Raw genomic sequence first — 17,757 nt, forward strand, 5'->3', positions numbered from 1 at the left:
CCGGTCTACACGGTCTGCTCCCCGCGCACGCGGGGATGGTCCCTGACACACGTGGTGCGGTGGTCAGGTGTTCTTTTCCGGAGGGCCAGAGGAGGCACCACGGTCAGCGTCCGACCGCTCCATCGATCTGTTCGCGGAGGATGTCGGCGTGGCCCGCGTGGCGGCCGGTCTCCTCGATCATGTGGACCAGGGCCCAGCGGAGGCTGGGCGCGGGGCGGCCCGGTCCCGGTCGGGGGACGGGTGCGCCGAGGTCGGTGCACCCATCGAGCACTCTGTTCGCCCGCTCGACCGTTCGCCGGTAGCGGGCGACGACGTCGGCCCCGCTGCCCGCGGGAGCGGCCTGGAAGGTCGCCTGCCAGTCGGTGACCCGGTCGCCGAGGAACATCGCGTGCTCGACGAAGGTCAGGTGGTGGAGCAGGCCGAGCAGGTTGGTCCCCGAGGGCACTCCGGCCGTTCGGGCCTGCGGCTCGGGGGCGTTCTCGACCTTCGCGGCGATCGAGGTCCGGAGGTAGTCGAGGAACCCGCGTAGGACCTCCGCTTCGCTGTTTCCAGTGCGGGGCGGTGGGGAGTCACCGCGACGGTCGTCTCGGGAGGTGGTGGACATGAGGGGTTCCTTTCGCCGGGAAGCGGTTTCGGGCTTCGGGTCAGGCGGTGCGGCGGATGAGCAGGATGTGGTCGGTGACCTCGGCGGTGCGTCCGCCCGGTCCGGTCGCGATCCGGCGGGGCGTGTCGGCCCGCTCGACCGTCCACGTCGCGGGGTCCAGGTCGATGTCCGCGGCGACCTCTTGCGGGGTCGGGTAGTGCGCGTCGGGGGCGGGGGTCCACGACCACGGCGCGGCCGAGCCGTGGTCGACGACCAGCAGGAGCCCGCCCGGGTTCAGCGCGTGAGCGGCCGCCCGTAGGACGGCGGATCGGTCCAGGTCGTGGGGGGAGTGCAGGTAGTGGGCGCTGACCAGGTCGAACCGGCCTTGCGGGAAGGACGTGTGCAGGTCGTGCCGCTCGGCGGTCACCAGTTCTTGTAGGTCGTGTGAGCGGGCGAGGGCGGTGAGCCGCGCGACCGCCACGGCCGAGAGGTCGACGGCGGTGACGTGCCACCCCTGGCGGGCGAGCCACAGCGCGTCGCCGCCCTCACCGCATCCCAGGTCCAACACGCGGCCGGACGCCAGGCCCGTGACCGCTTCGACGAGTCGGTCGTTCGGTTGCGGATCGGTGGCCACGGGCCGGGTCGCGTGGACGCCGTCCCAGAAGGTGGTCGCGTCTTTCGTGTCCATCGGGACTCCTTGTGTCGGGGTGTGCCCAGCTTCACCGAACCGCCTTGATATGGCACGGAATCTTGCGGTTATGGCAAGGTGCGAGCATGGACGATGAAACGGAAGACGTGCTCGACGTGGTGGGGTCGCGGCTTCGCGCACTGCGTCGCGCCCGGGGCATCACCCTGGCCGACCTCGCGGTGACGATCGGGGTTTCGGAGAGCACCCTGTCCCGGCTGGAGAGTGGGCGGCGCCGCGCAACCCTGGAGTTGCTGCTGCCGCTGGCACGTACCTACGACGTCCCTTTGGACGATCTCGTCGGTGCTCCGCGCACGGGTGACCCCCGCATTCATCTGAAGCCGATCCGGCGGTTCGGGATGGTCTTCGTTCCGCTGTCCAGGCGGCCGGGTGGCACTCAGGCGTTCAAGATGATCATCCCCGCTCGGAGTGAACCGCTCGAACCGACCCCGCAGACCCACGAGGGTTTCGAGTGGGTGTACGTGCTCGACGGTCGTCTGCGTCTGGTGCTCGGAGAGCGAGACCTGACGTTGTCGCCCGGTGAGGTGGCCGAGTTCGACACGTCCCTGCCGCACTGGCTGGGTAGTGCCGATGGTGGATCGGTCGAGCTTCTCGTTTTGTTCGATCTGCAAGGGGTGCGCGCGCACGTGCGCACCGGTACGGCCTCCGAAGCTTGAACCCCGCTCCTGTTTTTCGCGGGGGTGTCTAGGCTGATGGGAGTGGTGTTCGGGTGGGCGGTCGAGAAGTGCCGGTTTTGTCTGTTTTTCAACAACATGCAGAAATGACGGGTCTGCTGGGGTAACGTCGCAGGTCAGAAAGACTGCTCCCCGCGCACGCGGGGATGACCCCTTACTCGTCGTTGGTGTCGGCCAGGTCGTCCCCTGCTCCCCGCGCACGCGGGGATGACCCCGCACGCCGGAGGAGATCTTCGCGCGCACCGAGCTGCTCCCCGCGCACGCGGGGATGACCCCACGTTCAAGGGTGTCGCCTTCAACACTTGCTCCTGCTCCCCGCGCACGCGGGGATGACCCCCGGGGTCAGGACCTACGGCCCTTTCCTTTGGCCTGCTCCCCGCGCACGCGGGGATGACCCCATCTCGCGCAGGTCGTCGTCCTCGAACATCCCCTGCTCCCCGCGCACGCGGGGATGACCCCTGACCCCTCCAGGCCGGTGGCTGGAAAGCACGAGAAATACTGCTCCCCGCGCACGCGGGGATGACCCCGCGGCGAGCCGGTCGGCGAAATGGGCGGTCATCTGCTCCCCGCGCACGCGGGGATGACCCCAACGGGACCATCCCGCCCCAGAACTTGATCCGCTGCTCCCCGCGCACGCGGGGATGACCCCTGCCCGGCCGTGAGCTCGAAGTGACCTTCGAGCTGCTCCCCGCGCACTCGGGGATGACCCCAACTCCTTGGGCATCTGCTCACCGCCGCCCGACTGCTCCCCACGCACGTGGGGATGGACCGATGGAGAACTCGACCAGACCGGCCCCCTGGGCCTGAGCCCCACGCACGTGGGGACGGGTCGGGGCTCCGGGCTCAGCCAGTGGTCTCTGCCTGATCCAGGGGTGTGTTCGTGTTCTGCGGGTGGTCGAGCCAGAGGTGGTGTTCACCGTCGGGGGTGATGGTGAGCCCGTAGCGGCCGGTCTCGGGGCGACCGGCCTCCTCCCAATCGGAGAGGAGGGTGGTGTAGGCCGCCCACAGATGACGATCGCCCCGCTCGCTTACCGTCGTCCGTCCTTGGTGGTCCACCTCCACGCGCATCCAGGACCCGGAGGCTCCATCGAGCACCCCATGCACCTGCCCCTCCTGCCGGTGCTGGACCACGCGCAGGCCGTAGGGCAACAGAAGCGACAACAAGAACTCCGAAGAAGCATGGTCGTCCAGCCCCGCGACCTTTTCCACCACACGCACCCGCTCGGCCTCACCACCGGTTACCGACAGCACCTCCGACACGGTCGGAACCCCCGGAGCGCAAGACGAACGTAGACGCATGAACCCGGCGGCCTCGGGCAAGAACCGCCCACACGCGTGACCATCGGACCCCTTACGCAACAACGCCATCCCCAACCCCACATTGGCCAGGATCAGCCCGCCCTCGTCCAACTGATCGAGCCAGGAAGCGGGGATACGGCCGAGCCCACAGGTGGCCAGAATCCGCTGGTAGGGCGCGTTGTTCGGATAGCCTCGCGCTCCATCCACCGCGGCCAGACCGGGCCGATACCCGGCGGCCTCCAAAGCCCCACGAGCCCGATCGACCAGGACACCATCGACATCGATCGAGGTCACCAGAGCCGAACCGAGGCGTTCGCTCAACAGGGCGGCGTTGTAACCGGTCCCGGTCCCCACCTCCAAAACCTTCATCCCGTCCTGGAGGCGGAGGTGTTCGAGCATCAAGGCCATCAGTGAGGGTTCGGTGGAGGAGCTGATCGCCAGCCCCTCGGCGGAGAAGCGGGTGATGAGCGTGGCATCGCTGTAGATGGTCTCCAACCACCCCGGCGTCTGCTCGTCGTAGGCCACGGTGCCCTCGGAAGTACGCACGACAAAGGAGGAGACGAACAGATGACGAGGCACCCGAGCGAAGACCCGACGCCACTCGGGCGAGCGGATCGCGCCCTTCTCCGACAGGTCCCGGGCCAGGCGAGCGGCATGTTCGGGCTCGAACGCCTCGGTTGCGGTGGTCGAACGTGTCACGTGTGCTCCTTGGAGAGTCGGGTGGCGATCGCGGAGGCGATGGGAAGTCCGGTGGCCAGCTCGATCCATCCCCACTGGCCGTTCGGGTTGAGTTCGAGGAACACCCACTCCCCGTCGGGAGTGACGATGAAGTCGAGTGCCCCATAGGTCAGGCCAAGAGCGCACATCAGACGAAGGACCGCCTCACGCACGGGACTCGGCGTCTGGATCGGGGCGTAGGAAAGGGAGCCGTAGTCGGATCTCCAGTCGGTGCGAGCCGCTTCACCCCGGGCGTCGATCCGCGCGGCGAACAGCTCTTCCCCGACCACCGTGAGACGGACCTCGTAGGCCTTGTCGACCCACACCTGGAACAGGTGCGCCGTGCGCTCCACCCCCGGCCCGATCTCCTCGGGCTCGACGACCGTGGTGTACAGAGCCTTCCTGACCTGCCCGGATCCGTCGGGTTCGGGCCCGCCGGTCATCGGCTTGTACACGGTCTTGCCCTGAGCCAGGGCAAAGGTGTGTGCGGCGTGGGTCGTGTTGGTGATGAGGCTTTCGGGAACAGACAGGCCGGCCCGAGCGGCCTGCGCGAGTTGGCGTGGTTTGTGTGCGGCGACCCGGTTGTCGTCGGGGTGGTTCAACCAGAAACGGTCCAGAGCGGACAGGACGCCGTGAAAGCCGGCGGAGGCCTCACGCTCGGACCACCGCCGCTCGCTCTCGTTCAGATGGCGGTGCGCTCGATGAGGGGACGGGCGCCGGTGGTAGACGGAGGTGATCTCCGTCAGGGAGATCTCTCGAACTCCCTGACGAAGGGTTCCCGTGACCGTGCCGGTCGAGGAGAGGTGCGCGCAGAGTGCGCTCTCTTCCGGGAAGTCTCCCGGGTCACAGCGGAAGACGGGCACCTCACGTTGGTGGAGTTCACGGATCACCAGGTCGGCCGTGGGGTCGAACCTCTGGGTCAGGACCAGGACGGTCACGGGCTCGTCTCCTGTCAGGCGTCGGTGACCTCGTCGGTCCAGGCCTGCATGTCCTCGGTGGTCGTGACCGTGCACTGCACTGCGGTGCCGAGGATGGGCTGTTCGATCAGGGGACGGCCGTCGCGCGTCGACATCTGCCTATCGGTGTCGTAGTCGATCCCGCTCACGTCGTAGGTCGCGTTGATGCCGGGGGTGGTGCAGCGGGTCAGACCGAAGGGTCGCACGAGTGTGATGGTGGAGGTTTCGGTGGGGGAACTCTGGACACTGGCCATGGATACCTGAACTCCTTCAACTGAGACTTGAGAAGAGTTGAGTCGAATGACTCTTTTCGGTCCTTGAAGGTTGCCGGACTTCGGTGGATCCCGTTGTCCGAAAGAAGCGGGTGTTCGGTGAGAACCCTAGGCAGGGGGTCTTCGGTGGAGCAACGAAGTTGCAGGAAGTTGCTCCTCTGAAGCTTCTCGATGCAACTTCACGCAACAAGCTTGACCGAGGAGTATGAGAGCCATCATGATGGGCCTGTTGCTCAAATCCCCCCACAAGGAGACAAAAGAATGCGTATCACTTTGAAGGGAAAAGACCCGGAGTCGCGCCCTAATGGTTCTCCAACTGTTTATAAGACCGACCAGGGGTCGTGGTTGGTTCAGGGCTGGGTTGTGGAAGATCAATCTGTTCTGGATGAGATGGATATCCCTGAAGGTGAGACCGTGGTAGAGATCCCGGACAGGATGCTTCATTACTTCTCCGGGGAGGGGGAATGAGGATAACTCAGAGTGAGTTCGATGAAATCTTCGAAAGCTTCGACTCGGAGTGTCTTCATATGGAGATGCGGGATTCCTACGGAACGCAGTCCGAGATAGAGCCTTTCGCCAAATGGGTCAATGGCGAGGTGGATGACTTTGAGTGGATGAGTGGTTGGTGCGACACTCTGCGTCGGGGGGTGAATAAAGGAAAGGTCTTCCGTCGGGCTCTCGTGGTCTCCGAGCCGTTGAGTGAGTATCAGAAGTGGGCTCATAGTACGACCACCCCCCTGGTTGAGGCAGGGGAGGATATACGCTGGGTTTCGCGTCGGAGGGTCTCGTCCATGGCCCTCCCTGGAAACGACTTCTATCTTATCGATGGAAAAAAGGTTATTTTCATGCACTACTCGGGAGAGGGGGCGATGGAGGACATCCTGGTTTCGGTCGAGCGATCCGATGTCGAGCTTTGCAGGTCTGCCTTCGAATCGGTTTGGCCTCTTGCCATCCCGCATGCCGAGTATCGAGTCGATTGATTCCTCGTGTCGGAACAGGTTCTGCGTGCCAAGGAGGCCTTCGGGGCTCGTCTTCGTGAGATTCGTAAGGATGCGGGAATTTCCGGTCGGGAGCTCGCTGCGGTTACCGGAATGCATTTCACAAAGATATCCAGGCTGGAGAACGGCAAGCAGAACCCGTCCGAGAAGGATATTCGTGCCTGGTGTGTTGCCTGTGGGGCGGATGATCAACATGACGATCTGGTGGCGACTCTACGCGGCATCGAGGGCATGTGGATCGAATGGCGGCGCCACCTCAAAGGCGGACTAGGGCATCTGCAGAAGACATTCGATAGATTCCATGAAGGGGCGAGTGTTGTTCGCTCCTACGAGTCGATCGTGGTGCCCGGGATTCTACAGACCCCAGACTATGCCCATGCTGTCCTGAAGATCGCCAATGACTTCTATGGGGGCGATGATGAGGTCGATGGGGCCGTCGATGTTCGCCTGGGTCGTCAGAGGTTCCTTCACCAAGGGAAGCAGAGCTTTCTTTTCGTGGTCGAATTCTGGGCTCTCAAGACGCGATTTGGAGATGTCGGTGTTATGCGTGAGCAGCTGGAGAGGCTGCTCGCTGTCACGACATTCCCCAGTATCTCGTTCGGAGTCATCCCTCCTGATGTGGTTCGCGGCATGTGGCCAGGTGAGGGTGTGTGGATATTCGACGAGAAGATTGCCGTTGTCGAGACGACAACGGCTGAGTTGACCATCACCCAGCCCAGTGAGATAGCACTTTTTCTGCGTTCCTTCGAACGGCTCCAGGGGCATGCGGTCTACGGTTCCGAGGCTCGATCGCTCATCACGCAAGCGATCGAAGAGCTTGAGTGAGGAGATGTTCGTCAGACATCGGGAGCTGCACGATCGAGCGGTGCACTCTCGGCCGGTTCGAGAGGGGTTCTCTGTGATGGGTGAGGTCGAGTACGACGATGCGGCGGCTCCGCCCGGTTGGCGGGGGAAGGGTGGTCTGCGGGGGAGGGGCTTGGAGGCGCGCCAGGACGAGTTGCGTTCTTTGGAGGTCTCCGCCACCGAGGCCCGGTACTTTCTGCCGGCGATGGTGACCGGGCTGTTGGCGACTCCGGAGTACATCAGGGCCTCTCTCGCGGATTCGCCCGGTGATGTCTCGGCGACGGTGGATAAGAAGATCGCTCGCCAGGAGGTGTTGCGAGAGGGGTCGTGCTCGTTCACGTTCCTGCTCACCGAGCAGGCGGTGCGGTGGGCGCTGCTGTCTCCTGAGGGGATGGTCGAGCAGGCGGCCCGTCTGGTGGAGGTGTCGCGGTTGGAGCGGGTGCGGCTGGGGGTGATCCCCCTGGGCGCGGTGCTTCCTCAAGGGCCGATGAACACCTTCACCGTCTATGACGACAGGTTCGCCACGGTGGAGATCTTCACCGGCCGGCTGGCGTTCCGTGATCCCCGGGATGTGGAGACCTATCGGGAGCTGTTCGCGATGTACGAGGAGCACGCGCTGTTCGGAGACCAGGCCCGTGAACGGATCCGTTCCTGGTTCGAGGTTTGAGACGGCGGGTGGTGGTCGGATGAGGGGGCGAGGGGTGTCGGGTTTGTCTGTTTTTCGACAACGTGCAGAAATGGCGGGTCTGCTGGGGTAGCGTCGCAGGTCAGGAAGACTGCTCCCCGCGCTGATCATGTTCCGGGTGGCACTCGTGATCTGCATTCAGAGGATGGCGGTGTCGGTACGAGAGAACACCATGTCGCTCATGCCGGTGATCGGTTGTTCCCACCGCTGTGGTGGTAGGGGCCTATGGATCGCCCCCGGATAGCTCGTGGCGCTGTAGTCGTTGATCATCCGATAGGGATGAAACCCGGCTTCCCGCAGCGGGTTGACGATGTCCTCCGGGGTGGAGCTTTGTCCGGCGAGTGTGCGCGGAGTGATCTCGATGATCAGCTCGACGTCTGGGCGCATCCGGCCGAGGTGAGGCAGCAGGGTGCGTACCGCTTCGGTTTCGGCTCCTTCAATGTCGAGTTTGATGATCCGAGCCGAGTGCAGCTCTGCGGAAGTGACAATGTCCGGGAGCGGTGAGACTTCGGCGTGAAAGGATGCGAACACGTTCTTGGGTCGGACTGCTCCGGTGGTTCCTCCGAGGTTTCCGGGGTCGGCGAGGAACAACTCGACCTGTGCTCGCCGGTCCCCGACGGCTCGTCTCACCGTACGCACGTTGTGTGCCCGGTTGAAATCCACAGCGGCCTGCAGGCGGCAGTGAAAGTCAGGTACAGGTTCGATCGCCACCACCTGACCTTCGGGCCCCACAGCTCGAGAGGCGAGAAGAGTGTGGTAGCCGATGTTGGCTCCGACGTCGATGAAGGTGTCACCAGGGGCGAGACACCGGCTGATCCACGCGCTCATGTGCGGTTCCCAGGTGCCGAACAGGTAGAGGTAGCGCTGGATGATGTCGCGGGTGTCGACGAGAAACCGTGCCCCGTGGCGAGTAACCGCTACCGCTTGATGCGGGTTCCGAGCCAGATGGTCATCCAGGTGCTGAACGAGCGCCCGCGGAACGTTGAACGGTGCTGTGCGCACTGCCCAGCGCAGCGCGATGTGAAGTGGGTTCATGAAGGACTCCGAAAGGGCTTCGAGGAGGTTCGAATGGACGAGCAGGTACCTACGGTCTTCCTGCTGGTCGGGTTGACCGGTTCGGGTAAAACCACCTACGCACGTTCTGTGCTGGAGCCACGGGGTGTGGTGCGGGTGTCGGTGGATGAGGAGGTCCACCGTCGCCACGGCCGTTACGGGGTGGACTATCCGGAGTGGGAGTACTTCGACCGTCAGACCCCGGTGGTGGCATGGGCTCGTGAGCGTCTGGCTGAGCTGGTGACCGAGGGCCGTGACGTGGTGGTGGACCACGGTCTGTGGCGGCGTGCGGAGCGGGCCGAGTGGAAGAAGCTGGTGGAGGCCGCGGGGGCCAGGTGGCGGTTGCTGTACTTCCCGGTGGAGCGGGAGGAGTTGCTGCGGCGCCTGACCGAGCGCAACCGTCGTGCGGACGCCAATGCCTTGACCGTGTCGGAGGAGGCGTTGGACGACTTCGTCGCCCGCTTCGACCCACCCGAGAATGAGGGTGAGGAGGTCATCGCTCCGGACTCGTTTCCGCGTGGGTCGGCCTCCAGCCGGTGAGGATCTGGTCGGCTTCGTCCTGCCAGGTGGGCGGGTGGTCGTGAAGGGTGACGGGTCGGAAAGCCAGAGTGGGGTCGGTGGTGTCGATCCGTCCGTTGTTCTGAGCCAGGTGGTTGAGGAAGCGGGCGGCTTCGTGGCGGACGGCCGGGGTGATCTCGTTCCAGGTTCCGGAGGCGAAGTGGGTGATGCGGCGCCGCAGGTCGGTTTCGATCCCGTTTCGCCATTTGAAGTGGTGGACCACTGCGACCGGCCCGCGCACGGGGCGGTATCCGGGCGCCCTGTGGTTTCCCGAGGAGATGGGGACGTTGGAGCGGGCGAGGACGATCTTGCGAGGATCGGCCAACAGTAGACGGTGGGTGATCCACCCGCCCAAGGGGTAGGCGGCGTCCAGACGGTCCCGGGGCCCTTCTTCTGTGGCTTCCGGTGCGGGTGAGCACCATCCGTTCAGGTGCCCGGTGGCGGTGACACGGTCGAGTATCAGCCCGCGCACTACCGTGTGGCCTTCGGTCTCCGCCACACCTATGGTCTCCTCCAGATCCGCGGGGAAGGTGTGGAACTCGTCGCTGTCGGCGATCATCTGCCAGCCGGCACCGGCGTTGGCGCGGAGGTGGTCACGCAGGGTGGAGTTCGTGGTCTCGTGCCAGGGCCCGTGTTCGACCAAGGCCGGGGTGATACCCAGGTGGGCGAGCACGCCGCGGAGACGTTGTTCGGTGCCGGCTGGGGCGTGTGCGGGCAGGTGGAGCGCGAGGTGGAATTCGTGGACACCGAGGGCGCGGTAGTGCTCGACCCAGGCCTGGAGCAGGGGTGTTTCGACGGGTCCGATCACGGCGATCAGGGGTGGGGGCACGATCATGGCTCCTGTGTGGTCAGGCTGTGGAAGAGCGTGAGCATCCGGGCGGGTGTGCTCAGTCCGAGATCTTCTGCGGCGGTCGGTGGTGGGGGCGGCGGTGGGTGTTGCACGGCCTGATCGATGGCCTGGGCGAGCGCTGCGGGATCCTGCGCCGGGACCACGGTGGCCCAAGGGCTGACGCGACGTGTCAGTTCGGTGTCGTGGTCGGAGAGCAGCAGGGGCACGCCGAACCGGGCGCAGTCCGCGACCAGACCGCTTTCCTTGCCCACCCCCGGGTGTCGTATGACGGCGGTGAAGCTGCCGGCGGCGTAGACCCGCCGGATGTCGGCAGGAGCCAGCGGGCCGGGCAGCGTGTGAAGGGTGACGATCCCGGGTGCTCTGGCGATCCGCTCCAGCAGGGCGGGGTGGGTGGGGCTGCCCGCGACGAGGACGTGGAGCGGTGCGGTGAGGCTTTCCAACGCGGCGGTCATGGTGTCCATGTCCTTGTGCGGCCACCACCCGCCCACCAGGCACAGAACCGGTCCCGTCTCGGGCAGTGCGAGAGCCCGGCGCGCAAGGGGCCGTTCAGCGGAAGTGATCCGCTCGGAAGGGTCGGCGAGAGCGAAGGGATGAACAACGGTGGAGAGACCGGGGAACCGGTCACGGATCTCCTCCTCCACTGAACGGGTAGGGCATATGACCGTGACCTGCCGGGGCGGGGCCAGGCGTCCGAGCCCTCGCACCAGACGGTCTTCAGTGGTGTTGACTTCGTGGACCACCCGCAGGTGCGAGGTCCCGGACAGCGTTCGGGTCAGGCCGTGGAGGGCTTCGCCGGCGGTGAGGATCACGGAGATCTCGGGCACACGGCCCAGCAGGTGGCGTGCGGTGCGCAGCGAGGCGGCCTCGACCAGGCATCGGGCGATCAGGGTGAACTGGTGCGGGAGCCGCTGGTGTGGAAGCAGGCGCCGCGCCGTCCTCGCGGTCCAGAACACACTTCTAGCCAGGGTGAAGCGAAACCGCGCCTTGGGCCCTGCCGGGGCGGTGGCCACGTGCACCCCGTGGCCTTGGAGCTCGCAATGAACATGGGCGGGTATTCCGTTGAGGGTGACCACCACGACCTGATGGCCTTCGGCGACAGCGGCCTGGGCCAAGCGGGTGAGAGCGTCCTGCCAGTGCCCCGCGTGTTCGGTGGCCCGCTCGACCAGCACCACCGTCCCCTTCACGAACGCTCCCGAGCTTGGACGGTGTCGAACCGGGCACGCAACCACCTTGGGTCGTTCAAGTGCTCCCAGGCCGGGGCGTGCTCAGACGTGGCACGGGCGAAGGCGACTCCGTCGGACGCGCCTTGCTGGACCCACGAGATGAATCGTCCTCCGTTCGGGTTGGTCCAGGCGCGGATCTGCTCGCGGGTGGTGTCGGTACCGGCTCCGTACTCGCAGCCGCGGGTGAGCATCGCGACCTCGCGGAAGCCCGCCTTCCAAGCGTGGTAGGGGCTCTGGTCGAAGCGGGTGGTGCCCGCCACCTGTTCGTGGAACTCCACCCGCCCGGGTAGAGCGGCGAGCACGTCGACGGCCTCGCCCAGGTGTTGTAGGGCATCGCGGCGGATGAGCTTGATCCCGCCGTAGCCGTAGGCGCGGCCGGTGACGGGGTTGGTGGCCTTCCACACTCGCATGGCCACGTCCTCGGCCAGGGGCTCGGGGGCAGGGTCGAAACCGGCATGGATGTGGAAGTCACCGTCGGCGAGCAGGAAGGTGTCGGTGTCGACGAGGTCGGCGGCGAGCCGGTAGGCCCGGCGCATACCGATCACCCCGTGCAGGCGCTTGACCGGGCGGCCCAGGACGTGTTCGAGGTGGGCGTGGAGGTCGTTGGCGAGGGGTTCGTCGAAGGAGAGCATCACCGTGTCGGGGCGGGGGTTCACTGGATGGCCTCCAGGTAGTCGGCGGCCACCTGGTCGGGGGTGAGGTACAGGGTGGAGTCGTGGGCGTGCCGACTGTGCTCTTGCCAGAAGGGACGGTCGTGGAGCAGGCGGTCCACGGTCTTCACGGCCCCGTCGAGATCGTCCGGGTCGAAGAGCAGGTCCTCATGGACGGCTTCGGCCATCCAGGCCATACGCGGCGCGATGACGGGGATCCCCATGGCGTGCATGTCGATGATCGACATCGACCAGGTGCAGCCGGGGCGGAAGGGCGCGAAACCGACGGCTGTGTCGGTGAGGAAGCGACGGTAGACCTCTCGGTCGCCGCCGTCGGACCTGACCGTGACACCGGTGGTCGACCTGAGCGTGTCGAGGGCGCGTTCGGGGCTGGGGTCCAGAGCGACCCGGCTGGGGTCTCGACGACCGAACAGGTCCATGACCCGCAGCAGCATCCCGTTCGCGGTGACCTTCTTGGCCAGGTCGATGAACCTGTCGGTTCCATAGTGGCGGTAGAGCCGATGGTTGTACAACCCGGTCGGGTGCTCGGGAAGGGGTGCGTTCGAGCGGACGAGGCGGGGGTCGCGGGGCGGGGGTACGACGTGAACCCGGTCATGGATATCGATTCGGTACTCGTCAGCGGCCGTCATGACCCAGTCGTGTGCGGTCCGTGAGTGGACCAGGAGGCGGTCACAAGCGGCCATACCGGCGGCGAAGACCAACCGAATCGGGAGTTCGAGACCATGGTCGCTGAAGGCATGGTCTTTGACGATTCTCCCGTTCTCGTCGACCGACCAAGGAAGGTAGTGGCAGTAGCCGACAACTTGAGCATCGACACGGGCATCGAGCATCGCGGCCCGAACAGCGGGTGCGGCCTCGATCTGGTTGACAACGATGGTGTCGGGTCGGGTGGCGCGTAGAAGCTGCGCGAGATAGTCGACATCGTGGGTGATGCGTACCTGGTACTTACTGGTCGCGGCCGGTGGTGGGACCATGTGGCGGACACGGGGGTCGGTGACCGGTAGGGGGCAGACCAGGGTGATGTCGCATCCGGTGTTGCTCAAGGCTTCAGTGAGGAGGTCGGCGTAGATCCACCCGGAGTCAGAACTGAGCTGTGAAGCGTTCGAGATGTTGAGTAGGTACAGCATGGAGCCGGGCATGGGCATCTCCTTCGTGTTCAGGGCACAGAGATGAAGAGATGTCCCTGAACTTTCATGGGGGGTAAACGCGGTGCGGTGTCAGGAGCGATGCGGGAATGTGCAGATCTCGCCCCTGAGACTTTCGAAGCGGGCTCCTGGTGGCGCCCATGGCGCATGCCCAGCGCCCGAGGAGGACGAGGTCGTCGAACCGGAGCGGTTCAGGTCCGGTGTTCATCGTGCGCTCATCGCAGCCATGCCGCGCGGGCGTGGCTTCCACAGCAGGAACACGAGCGCTTCCAGGGTCGGGCGCTCGTGCAGGCCGGCGGCTTCCATGGCGTAGAAGTGGATGGAGGTCTCGCCGAACCAGATGACCGAGTGCGGGTACTGGGCCTGCAGTCGTGCGGCCGCGGCGCGGTGTGCGCATCGGTGTGGTCTGAGGAATGTCCCCAGCGCGTCATCATGTGGCCAGTGTGGAGGTCAGGGTCTGCCATGTCGTCAGCTCCTCGATAGCTGGTGACCATTCCCCCGGACGCCTGATCCGCGCCGCGGGGGTCTCTCGTCGATCGGGGATTTCCTCCTGTTCCATTGCAGGAGGGGGCGCACCCGATGCTCTCCAGCCTTGTGGCCGTAGGAGGACGGGGGAACTTCACAGGGGACGCCCCACAGGACGTCTTGAGTGAGGTAAAACGTCCCAATGCCCCCCAACGAACGACTGCGTACCGCGATAGCAGCGGCCGGAGAGACGACGCGGACCCTTGCCGAGACTGTTGGAACCGACCCGAAGACCATCGAGCGATGGGTGAACACCGGGCGGACACCACACCGGCGCAACGCTCATCGCGTGGCCGAAGCTTTGAAGGAGGACGTCGCCTATCTGTGGCCCTGGCTCGACGCTCCGAGGAAGAGCGAGACGACTTCGCATGCCGAACTCATCAGGATCTACCCGCAACGCTCGGACGTTCCGCTAGAGGCATGGCGAGCCATGTTCGAGCGGGCACAGACCACCATCGAGGTCATGGTCTACGCGGCCGTGTTCCTGCACGAGCAGATGCCGGACTTGAACGACCTGCTCAGGGCGAAGGCCGCAGCCGGCTGCCGGGTGCGTCTCCTCATCGGTGATCCGGACAGCCAAGCCGTCCGACTGCGGGGCGAGGAAGAGAAGTTCGGGCACGGCATCGAATCGCGCTGCCGTCTGGCGCGGCTGCACTATGCTCCAGTGCTCGGCGTCGAGGGCATCGACGTCGCACAGCACGCGACCACCCTGTACAACTCGGTCTACCGGGCCGACGGCGAGTTGTTCGCCAACACCCACGTGTACGGCGCTAACGCCTACGCCAACCCCGTCTTCCACCTGCGACGCCGAGAAGAACAGGGCATGTTCGACGCCTACGCCGCGAGCTTCGAAGCCGTATGGTCCACCGCCGAGCCGATCAGGGAGTGAGCCATGGGCCGCACCGAGTACTACGACGATCCCCACGCCCCGACCCCCAACAGCGTGGTCGTCGCCGCCAGCGTGGCGGTCTTCGATGACCGGGAGCGAATCCTGCTCCAGTGCCGTGCAGATAGCGGCCTATGGGCGCTACCCGGCGGCGGCATGGAGATGACCGAGAGCCTGCCGGACGCGGCCGTGCGCGAGGTCAAGGAGGAGACCGGCTACGACGTCGAGGTCACCGGACTGGTCGGGACCTACACCGACCCCCGCCACGTGATCGCCTACGACGACGGCGAGGTCCGCCGCCAGTTCAACGTCTGCTTCCGCGCCCGCCTGCTCGGCGGGGACCTGGCCGTCAGCGATGAATCGACCGCCGTCCGCTGGGTGGGTGCCGACGACCTCGACGAACTCCCCATGCATCACACGCAGAGGTTGCGCCTGCGACATGCATTCGTCAATGGGACCGGGCCCTACTTGGGTTGAGCTGGTCAGGTGGTCGCCGTATGAGCCGTCCTTGGAATGACGTGGCCCCCTGAGCCCCACGCGCGTGGGGACGGACGGCCTTGCCTAGCTCGGAACCCGGCACGGCTGCTGCTCCCTGCGCAGACGAGGAACGAATGATCGGTGGCCACGGGGCCGGGGCGGCTTGGTCGAACAGGGCCGCTGAAATGGCCTCCCGCCACGGTCTCGATCACCAGCTTCGCAGTATCGAAGGAATCAGGTCCGGGCAGGAGACCTGGTCCAATGACCGGAGGAGAAGTACATGGCGGACGACGCACGTGCCATCACCCAGGAGCAGTGGCGGCACGCGGAACTGATCTGGGAATACCACCGCATGCACCACCAGGTGCGGGCGTGTGACGTGGCGGTCGCCCTCGGCTGTAACGACATCGGTGTGGCGGAGTACGCGGCCGAACTCTACCGGGACGGACTTTTCACCGCGCTGGTGTTCACCGGTGGAAACAGCCCCTCGACCGCGGAGTTGTTCCCCCGAGGAGAGGCGGTGCACTTTCGAGAGCGGGCCCTGGAACTCGGAGTCCCAGATTCGGTGATCTTGATAGAGCCGGAAGCGTCCAACACCGGCCAGAACATCTCTTTCTCCCGCCGACTCCTGGCGGAGAACGGTCTCACCCCGGACAGTGTGCTCGTCATCTGCATGCCGTACATGGAAAGGCGCGCGTTCGCGACCACCCGGAAACTGTGGGACCAGGTCGAGGTGGTGTGCGCTTCCGCGCCGGTGAGCCTCGGCGACTACGTCAAGGGGCAGGGGGACGTCGGAGCGGTCATCGACATGATGGTCGGTGATCTTCAGCGGGTGATGGAGTATCCCAAGCTCGGGTTCGCCATCGAACAAGAGGTTCCCCGGGAGGTGCGTGAGGCTTACGAATTCCTTGTCTCTTCCGGGTTCGACAGCCGCTTGATCCGAGGCTGACCGTGCTGTTCCCTGCGTATGCGGGGCTGGTGGAAGTCGGTGGGGTGTTCGTGGGTTCCGGTGGGCTCTGTGGGGTTGTGGTAGGGATGGGTGAGGAGCGGAGGCCGCCCCCTGGTGAAGGTTGCGGGAAGATAACGGCCTCTGTTTTCGCAGGTCATTTTCCCTGAGCCCCACGCACGTGGGGATGGATCGTCGAACGTGATGCCACAGCCCTTGCAGGTGATCTGAGCCCCACGCACGTGGGGATGGATCGGGGGTTTCTCGGATCCTGTTACGAAACGCCTGCTGAGCCCCACGCACGTGGGGATGGATCGATCCGCCCGTGCTCCACCCACGTGTTCCCGAGCTGGATTGCCGGAGGCAGCGTGTAGTCGCTGTGCTCGCGCACCTGTTCGAGCTGCCCACCGGACACGATGTAGGTCACTGGGGCACCTGCCAGAACTGGACGGCAGTCCGTTCGAGGACCACCGCGCCGTCGCAGTCGACGGGGCCTTCGGGGCCGAGCCGGGTGGCGTTGCGGAGTTTCACCAGCTTCCTCGCCTTGCGGTAGAGGATGCCTCGGAAAGCGGTGCCGTCGTGCAGATTGGCGACCACCTCACGGCGGAGCAGCAGACGCGACCAAGCGAACATGTGGGCCACCCCCTTCGTCTATTTGGGCCAGCCCAAAGGAGAGGGCCAAACATATATCCGTCTTCAGAACGACCGAAATATTCCACATGCTTGCATTTCTCTGTGGGATCAACAAGGATCAACGAACGCACTCCCCTCCCCCGGAGGAATCCCCTTGCGTTTCATCAAGAGCATCCTTGCCGCGCTAAGCGTGACTGCTTCCATGCTTTTCGTGACAGCGGTCCCGGCGTCTGCCCACACACTCAACGAAGCGGTCCGTTCAACCGCAGGGTGTGGCTGGGTCAGTGGAAGTTACAACACACTTCACTCGGCGCCAATAGTCACACAAGCGGGCGCACGACACGGCACCGCATACCTACTTTGGAGCGGCACTTACCAAGAAAACTGCGTGGTCGCACTTAAAAGCGGAGCCACCCACGGGGTTCCAACATTCACAGCCGCATACCTGTACCTGGGTGGCTCTGAATACTATAACGACCAGGGTAACTATGCCCATTATGCCGCACGGGCATTCGGCGCGGCTGGCAGGTGCGTTGCCTACGCCGGAATCATTTACACCACAAACGGAACTGTAGCGACCGGCGGACGCGCCGAATACGCCAACTGTGGATAGGTCACTCCAACGGTAGCCCGTAAATCCAGGAAAACGACCCTTGTCGTTCGAAGGGGAAAGCATGGGAAGATTCTTTAGTTGCATCAAGTCCAGCACCGCAGTGGCCACCGCCGTGATGGTAGCAACATTGACTCTGGCCGTACCAGCCCACGCCCAGAGCTCAGTAACAGCAATCGCCGTTAGCGCTGAAAACGAATCCCAAGTGCTGAATTGCGCAGGCAGATGGGCGAACGTGCTGGAAGCCACAAATGTACGAACCAACACCAGGCTTGACAGCACAATCGTCGGAATTGCCCAAAAAGGGCAGACTGTGTGCGTTACTGGTGGAACCGACCAAGGAGCGCAATACACTGCCTGCGGCAAGACAAGCAGGGTCTGGTACAGCATTGTGTGGCAGAACGTACACAACAACCGGTGGGTCGCTGGCTCCTGCATGAATTATGT

Annotated in this window: 21 protein-coding genes and 1 CRISPR repeat array; of the genes, 10 read left to right on the top strand and 11 right to left on the bottom strand. The window is 64.9% G+C overall.

The genetic code is table 11. The annotated features are described in order from the left end of the window. Positions 1-103 precede the first annotated feature (103 nt). Together TR33_RS21170 and TR33_RS21175 are read right to left on the bottom strand one after the other, a co-directional pair. Positions 104-604 carry a DinB family protein gene (locus TR33_RS21170; RefSeq protein WP_042284913.1) on the bottom strand — a complete coding sequence of 167 codons (501 nt, stop codon included), beginning with the start codon at positions 602-604 and terminating at the stop codon, positions 104-106. 40 nt (positions 605-644) lie between these two features. Further along, positions 645-1,271 (bottom strand): SAM-dependent methyltransferase, encoded by a 627-nt coding sequence (locus TR33_RS21175; RefSeq protein WP_017536545.1) that lies wholly within the window; start codon positions 1,269-1,271, stop codon positions 645-647. A gap of 86 nt (positions 1,272-1,357) precedes the next feature. Here TR33_RS21175 and TR33_RS21180 point away from each other — a divergent pair, with 86 nt between their 5' ends. Continuing rightward, a complete protein-coding gene (locus tag TR33_RS21180; protein ID WP_042284915.1) occupies positions 1,358-1,945 on the top strand; it encodes an XRE family transcriptional regulator in 588 nt (195 codons plus the stop codon). A 143-nt stretch (positions 1,946-2,088) separates the two neighbouring features. Further along, positions 2,089-2,734: a CRISPR direct-repeat array (repeat unit 29 nt; unit sequence CTGCTCCCCGCGCACGCGGGGATGACCCC). Positions 2,735-2,806: 72 nt separating this feature from the next. On the opposite strand, the gene TR33_RS21185 is transcribed toward TR33_RS21180, so the two are convergent. The 3 genes from TR33_RS21185 to TR33_RS21195 are packed head-to-tail and all read right to left on the bottom strand — an operon-like array spanning position 2,807 to position 5,189. Further along, a complete protein-coding gene (locus TR33_RS21185) occupies positions 2,807-3,961 on the bottom strand; it encodes a methyltransferase domain-containing protein (RefSeq protein WP_042284917.1) in 1,155 nt (384 codons plus the stop codon). After that, positions 3,958-4,917: an ATP-grasp ribosomal peptide maturase gene (gene tgmB / locus TR33_RS21190; RefSeq protein ID WP_042284920.1), complete on the bottom strand. Its 960-nt coding sequence runs from the start codon at positions 4,915-4,917 to the stop codon at positions 3,958-3,960. The genes TR33_RS21185 and tgmB overlap by 4 nt, the downstream gene beginning before the upstream one ends. Before the next feature lie 14 nt (positions 4,918-4,931). Continuing rightward, positions 4,932-5,189, bottom strand: a complete 258-nt coding sequence (locus TR33_RS21195) for a hypothetical protein (protein ID WP_042284922.1) — start codon at positions 5,187-5,189, stop codon at positions 4,932-4,934. Between the two features lie 279 nt (positions 5,190-5,468). Between TR33_RS21195 and TR33_RS26175 the strand changes: the two genes are divergently transcribed. The 4 genes from TR33_RS26175 to TR33_RS21210 all read left to right on the top strand — a co-directional run bounded on the left by TR33_RS26175 (position 5,469) and on the right by TR33_RS21210 (position 7,715). Further along, entirely contained in the window at positions 5,469-5,675 is a 207-nt protein-coding gene (locus TR33_RS26175; protein ID WP_084570300.1) for a hypothetical protein, read from the top strand. Next, positions 5,672-6,187: a DUF6879 family protein gene (locus TR33_RS21200; RefSeq protein WP_042284924.1), complete on the top strand. Its 516-nt coding sequence runs from the start codon at positions 5,672-5,674 to the stop codon at positions 6,185-6,187. Before TR33_RS26175 ends, TR33_RS21200 begins: the two co-directional genes overlap by 4 nt. A gap of 6 nt (positions 6,188-6,193) precedes the next feature. Continuing rightward, on the top strand, positions 6,194-7,030 hold the full coding sequence (locus TR33_RS21205) for a helix-turn-helix domain-containing protein (RefSeq protein ID WP_042284927.1): 837 nt from the start codon (positions 6,194-6,196) through the stop codon (positions 7,028-7,030). A 76-nt stretch (positions 7,031-7,106) separates the two neighbouring features. After that, entirely contained in the window at positions 7,107-7,715 is a 609-nt protein-coding gene (locus TR33_RS21210) for a DUF5753 domain-containing protein (protein ID WP_042284930.1), read from the top strand. Between the two features lie 156 nt (positions 7,716-7,871). On the opposite strand, the gene TR33_RS21215 is transcribed toward TR33_RS21210, so the two are convergent. Next, on the bottom strand, positions 7,872-8,768 hold the full coding sequence (locus tag TR33_RS21215; protein ID WP_084570301.1) for an FkbM family methyltransferase: 897 nt from the start codon (positions 8,766-8,768) through the stop codon (positions 7,872-7,874). 33 nt (positions 8,769-8,801) lie between these two features. Between TR33_RS21215 and TR33_RS21220 the strand changes: the two genes are divergently transcribed. Beyond that, positions 8,802-9,326, top strand: a complete 525-nt coding sequence (locus tag TR33_RS21220) for a P-loop nucleotide/nucleoside kinase family protein (RefSeq protein ID WP_042284935.1) — start codon at positions 8,802-8,804, stop codon at positions 9,324-9,326. Here the strand turns inward: TR33_RS21220 and TR33_RS21225 are convergent. Genes TR33_RS21225 through TR33_RS21240 form a run of 4 tightly spaced genes read right to left on the bottom strand, consistent with a single transcriptional unit; the run spans position 9,280 to position 13,227 of the window. Beyond that, entirely contained in the window at positions 9,280-10,173 is an 894-nt protein-coding gene (locus TR33_RS21225; RefSeq protein WP_042284987.1) for a glycosyltransferase family protein, read from the bottom strand. The two genes, TR33_RS21220 and TR33_RS21225, sit on opposite strands and share 47 nt — an antisense overlap. Positions 10,174-10,175: 2 nt before the next feature. Next, a complete protein-coding gene (locus TR33_RS21230) occupies positions 10,176-11,378 on the bottom strand; it encodes a glycosyltransferase family protein (RefSeq protein ID WP_042284937.1) in 1,203 nt (400 codons plus the stop codon). After that, the gene (locus tag TR33_RS21235; RefSeq protein ID WP_042284938.1) at positions 11,375-12,073 is read right to left on the bottom strand and encodes a hypothetical protein; all 699 of its coding nucleotides are present in this window, start codon (positions 12,071-12,073) and stop codon (positions 11,375-11,377) included. Before TR33_RS21235 ends, TR33_RS21230 begins: the two co-directional genes overlap by 4 nt. Next, a complete protein-coding gene (locus tag TR33_RS21240; RefSeq protein ID WP_042284940.1) occupies positions 12,070-13,227 on the bottom strand; it encodes a glycosyltransferase in 1,158 nt (385 codons plus the stop codon). Before TR33_RS21240 ends, TR33_RS21235 begins: the two co-directional genes overlap by 4 nt. Positions 13,228-14,047: 820 nt before the next feature. On the opposite strand from TR33_RS21240, the gene TR33_RS21245 reads away from it, so the two are divergent. The 3 genes from TR33_RS21245 to TR33_RS21255 all read left to right on the top strand — a co-directional run bounded on the left by TR33_RS21245 (position 14,048) and on the right by TR33_RS21255 (position 16,070). Further along, complete coding sequence (locus TR33_RS21245) at positions 14,048-14,647, top strand: transcriptional regulator (protein WP_234305914.1); 600 nt, start codon at positions 14,048-14,050, stop codon at positions 14,645-14,647. A 3-nt stretch (positions 14,648-14,650) separates the two neighbouring features. Further along, on the top strand, positions 14,651-15,121 hold the full coding sequence (locus tag TR33_RS21250; protein WP_042284943.1) for an NUDIX domain-containing protein: 471 nt from the start codon (positions 14,651-14,653) through the stop codon (positions 15,119-15,121). Positions 15,122-15,401: 280 nt separating this feature from the next. Beyond that, the gene (locus tag TR33_RS21255; protein ID WP_042284945.1) at positions 15,402-16,070 is read left to right on the top strand and encodes a YdcF family protein; all 669 of its coding nucleotides are present in this window, start codon (positions 15,402-15,404) and stop codon (positions 16,068-16,070) included. 420 nt (positions 16,071-16,490) lie between these two features. Here the strand turns inward: TR33_RS21255 and TR33_RS21260 are convergent, their stop codons facing one another. Beyond that, the gene (locus TR33_RS21260) at positions 16,491-16,700 is read right to left on the bottom strand and encodes a hypothetical protein (protein ID WP_042284947.1); all 210 of its coding nucleotides are present in this window, start codon (positions 16,698-16,700) and stop codon (positions 16,491-16,493) included. 674 nt (positions 16,701-17,374) lie between these two features. On the opposite strand from TR33_RS21260, the gene TR33_RS27305 reads away from it, so the two are divergent. Continuing rightward, the coding region (locus TR33_RS27305) for a hypothetical protein (RefSeq protein WP_234305915.1) at positions 17,375-17,757 on the top strand (383 nt) is incomplete at its 3' end.

The sequence above is a fragment of the Nocardiopsis alba genome (assembly GCF_000710955.1).
Classification (GTDB): Bacteria; Actinomycetota; Actinomycetes; order Streptosporangiales; family Streptosporangiaceae; genus Nocardiopsis; species Nocardiopsis alba.

Excerpts from the sequence above, each read along its gene's own strand:
- TR33_RS21220 (WP_042284935.1), top strand. The coding sequence starts at position 8,802 with ATGGACGAGCAGGTACCTACGGTCTTCCTGCTGGTCGGGTTGACCGGT.
- TR33_RS21210 (WP_042284930.1), top strand. The coding sequence starts at position 7,107 with ATGGGTGAGGTCGAGTACGACGATGCGGCGGCTCCGCCCGGTTGGCGG.
- TR33_RS21260 (WP_042284947.1), bottom strand. The coding sequence starts at position 16,700 with ATGTTCGCTTGGTCGCGTCTGCTGCTCCGCCGTGAGGTGGTCGCCAAT.
- TR33_RS21215 (WP_084570301.1), bottom strand. The coding sequence starts at position 8,768 with ATGAACCCACTTCACATCGCGCTGCGCTGGGCAGTGCGCACAGCACCG.
- TR33_RS21240 (WP_042284940.1), bottom strand. The coding sequence starts at position 13,227 with ATGCCCGGCTCCATGCTGTACCTACTCAACATCTCGAACGCTTCACAG.
- TR33_RS21195 (WP_042284922.1), bottom strand. The coding sequence starts at position 5,189 with ATGGCCAGTGTCCAGAGTTCCCCCACCGAAACCTCCACCATCACACTC.
- TR33_RS21180 (WP_042284915.1), top strand. The coding sequence starts at position 1,358 with ATGGACGATGAAACGGAAGACGTGCTCGACGTGGTGGGGTCGCGGCTT.
- TR33_RS26175 (WP_084570300.1), top strand. The coding sequence starts at position 5,469 with ATGCGTATCACTTTGAAGGGAAAAGACCCGGAGTCGCGCCCTAATGGT.
- TR33_RS21200 (WP_042284924.1), top strand. The coding sequence starts at position 5,672 with ATGAGGATAACTCAGAGTGAGTTCGATGAAATCTTCGAAAGCTTCGAC.
- TR33_RS21255 (WP_042284945.1), top strand. The coding sequence starts at position 15,402 with ATGGCGGACGACGCACGTGCCATCACCCAGGAGCAGTGGCGGCACGCG.
- TR33_RS21170 (WP_042284913.1), bottom strand. The coding sequence starts at position 604 with ATGTCCACCACCTCCCGAGACGACCGTCGCGGTGACTCCCCACCGCCC.
- TR33_RS21175 (WP_017536545.1), bottom strand. The coding sequence starts at position 1,271 with ATGGACACGAAAGACGCGACCACCTTCTGGGACGGCGTCCACGCGACC.
- TR33_RS21250 (WP_042284943.1), top strand. The coding sequence starts at position 14,651 with ATGGGCCGCACCGAGTACTACGACGATCCCCACGCCCCGACCCCCAAC.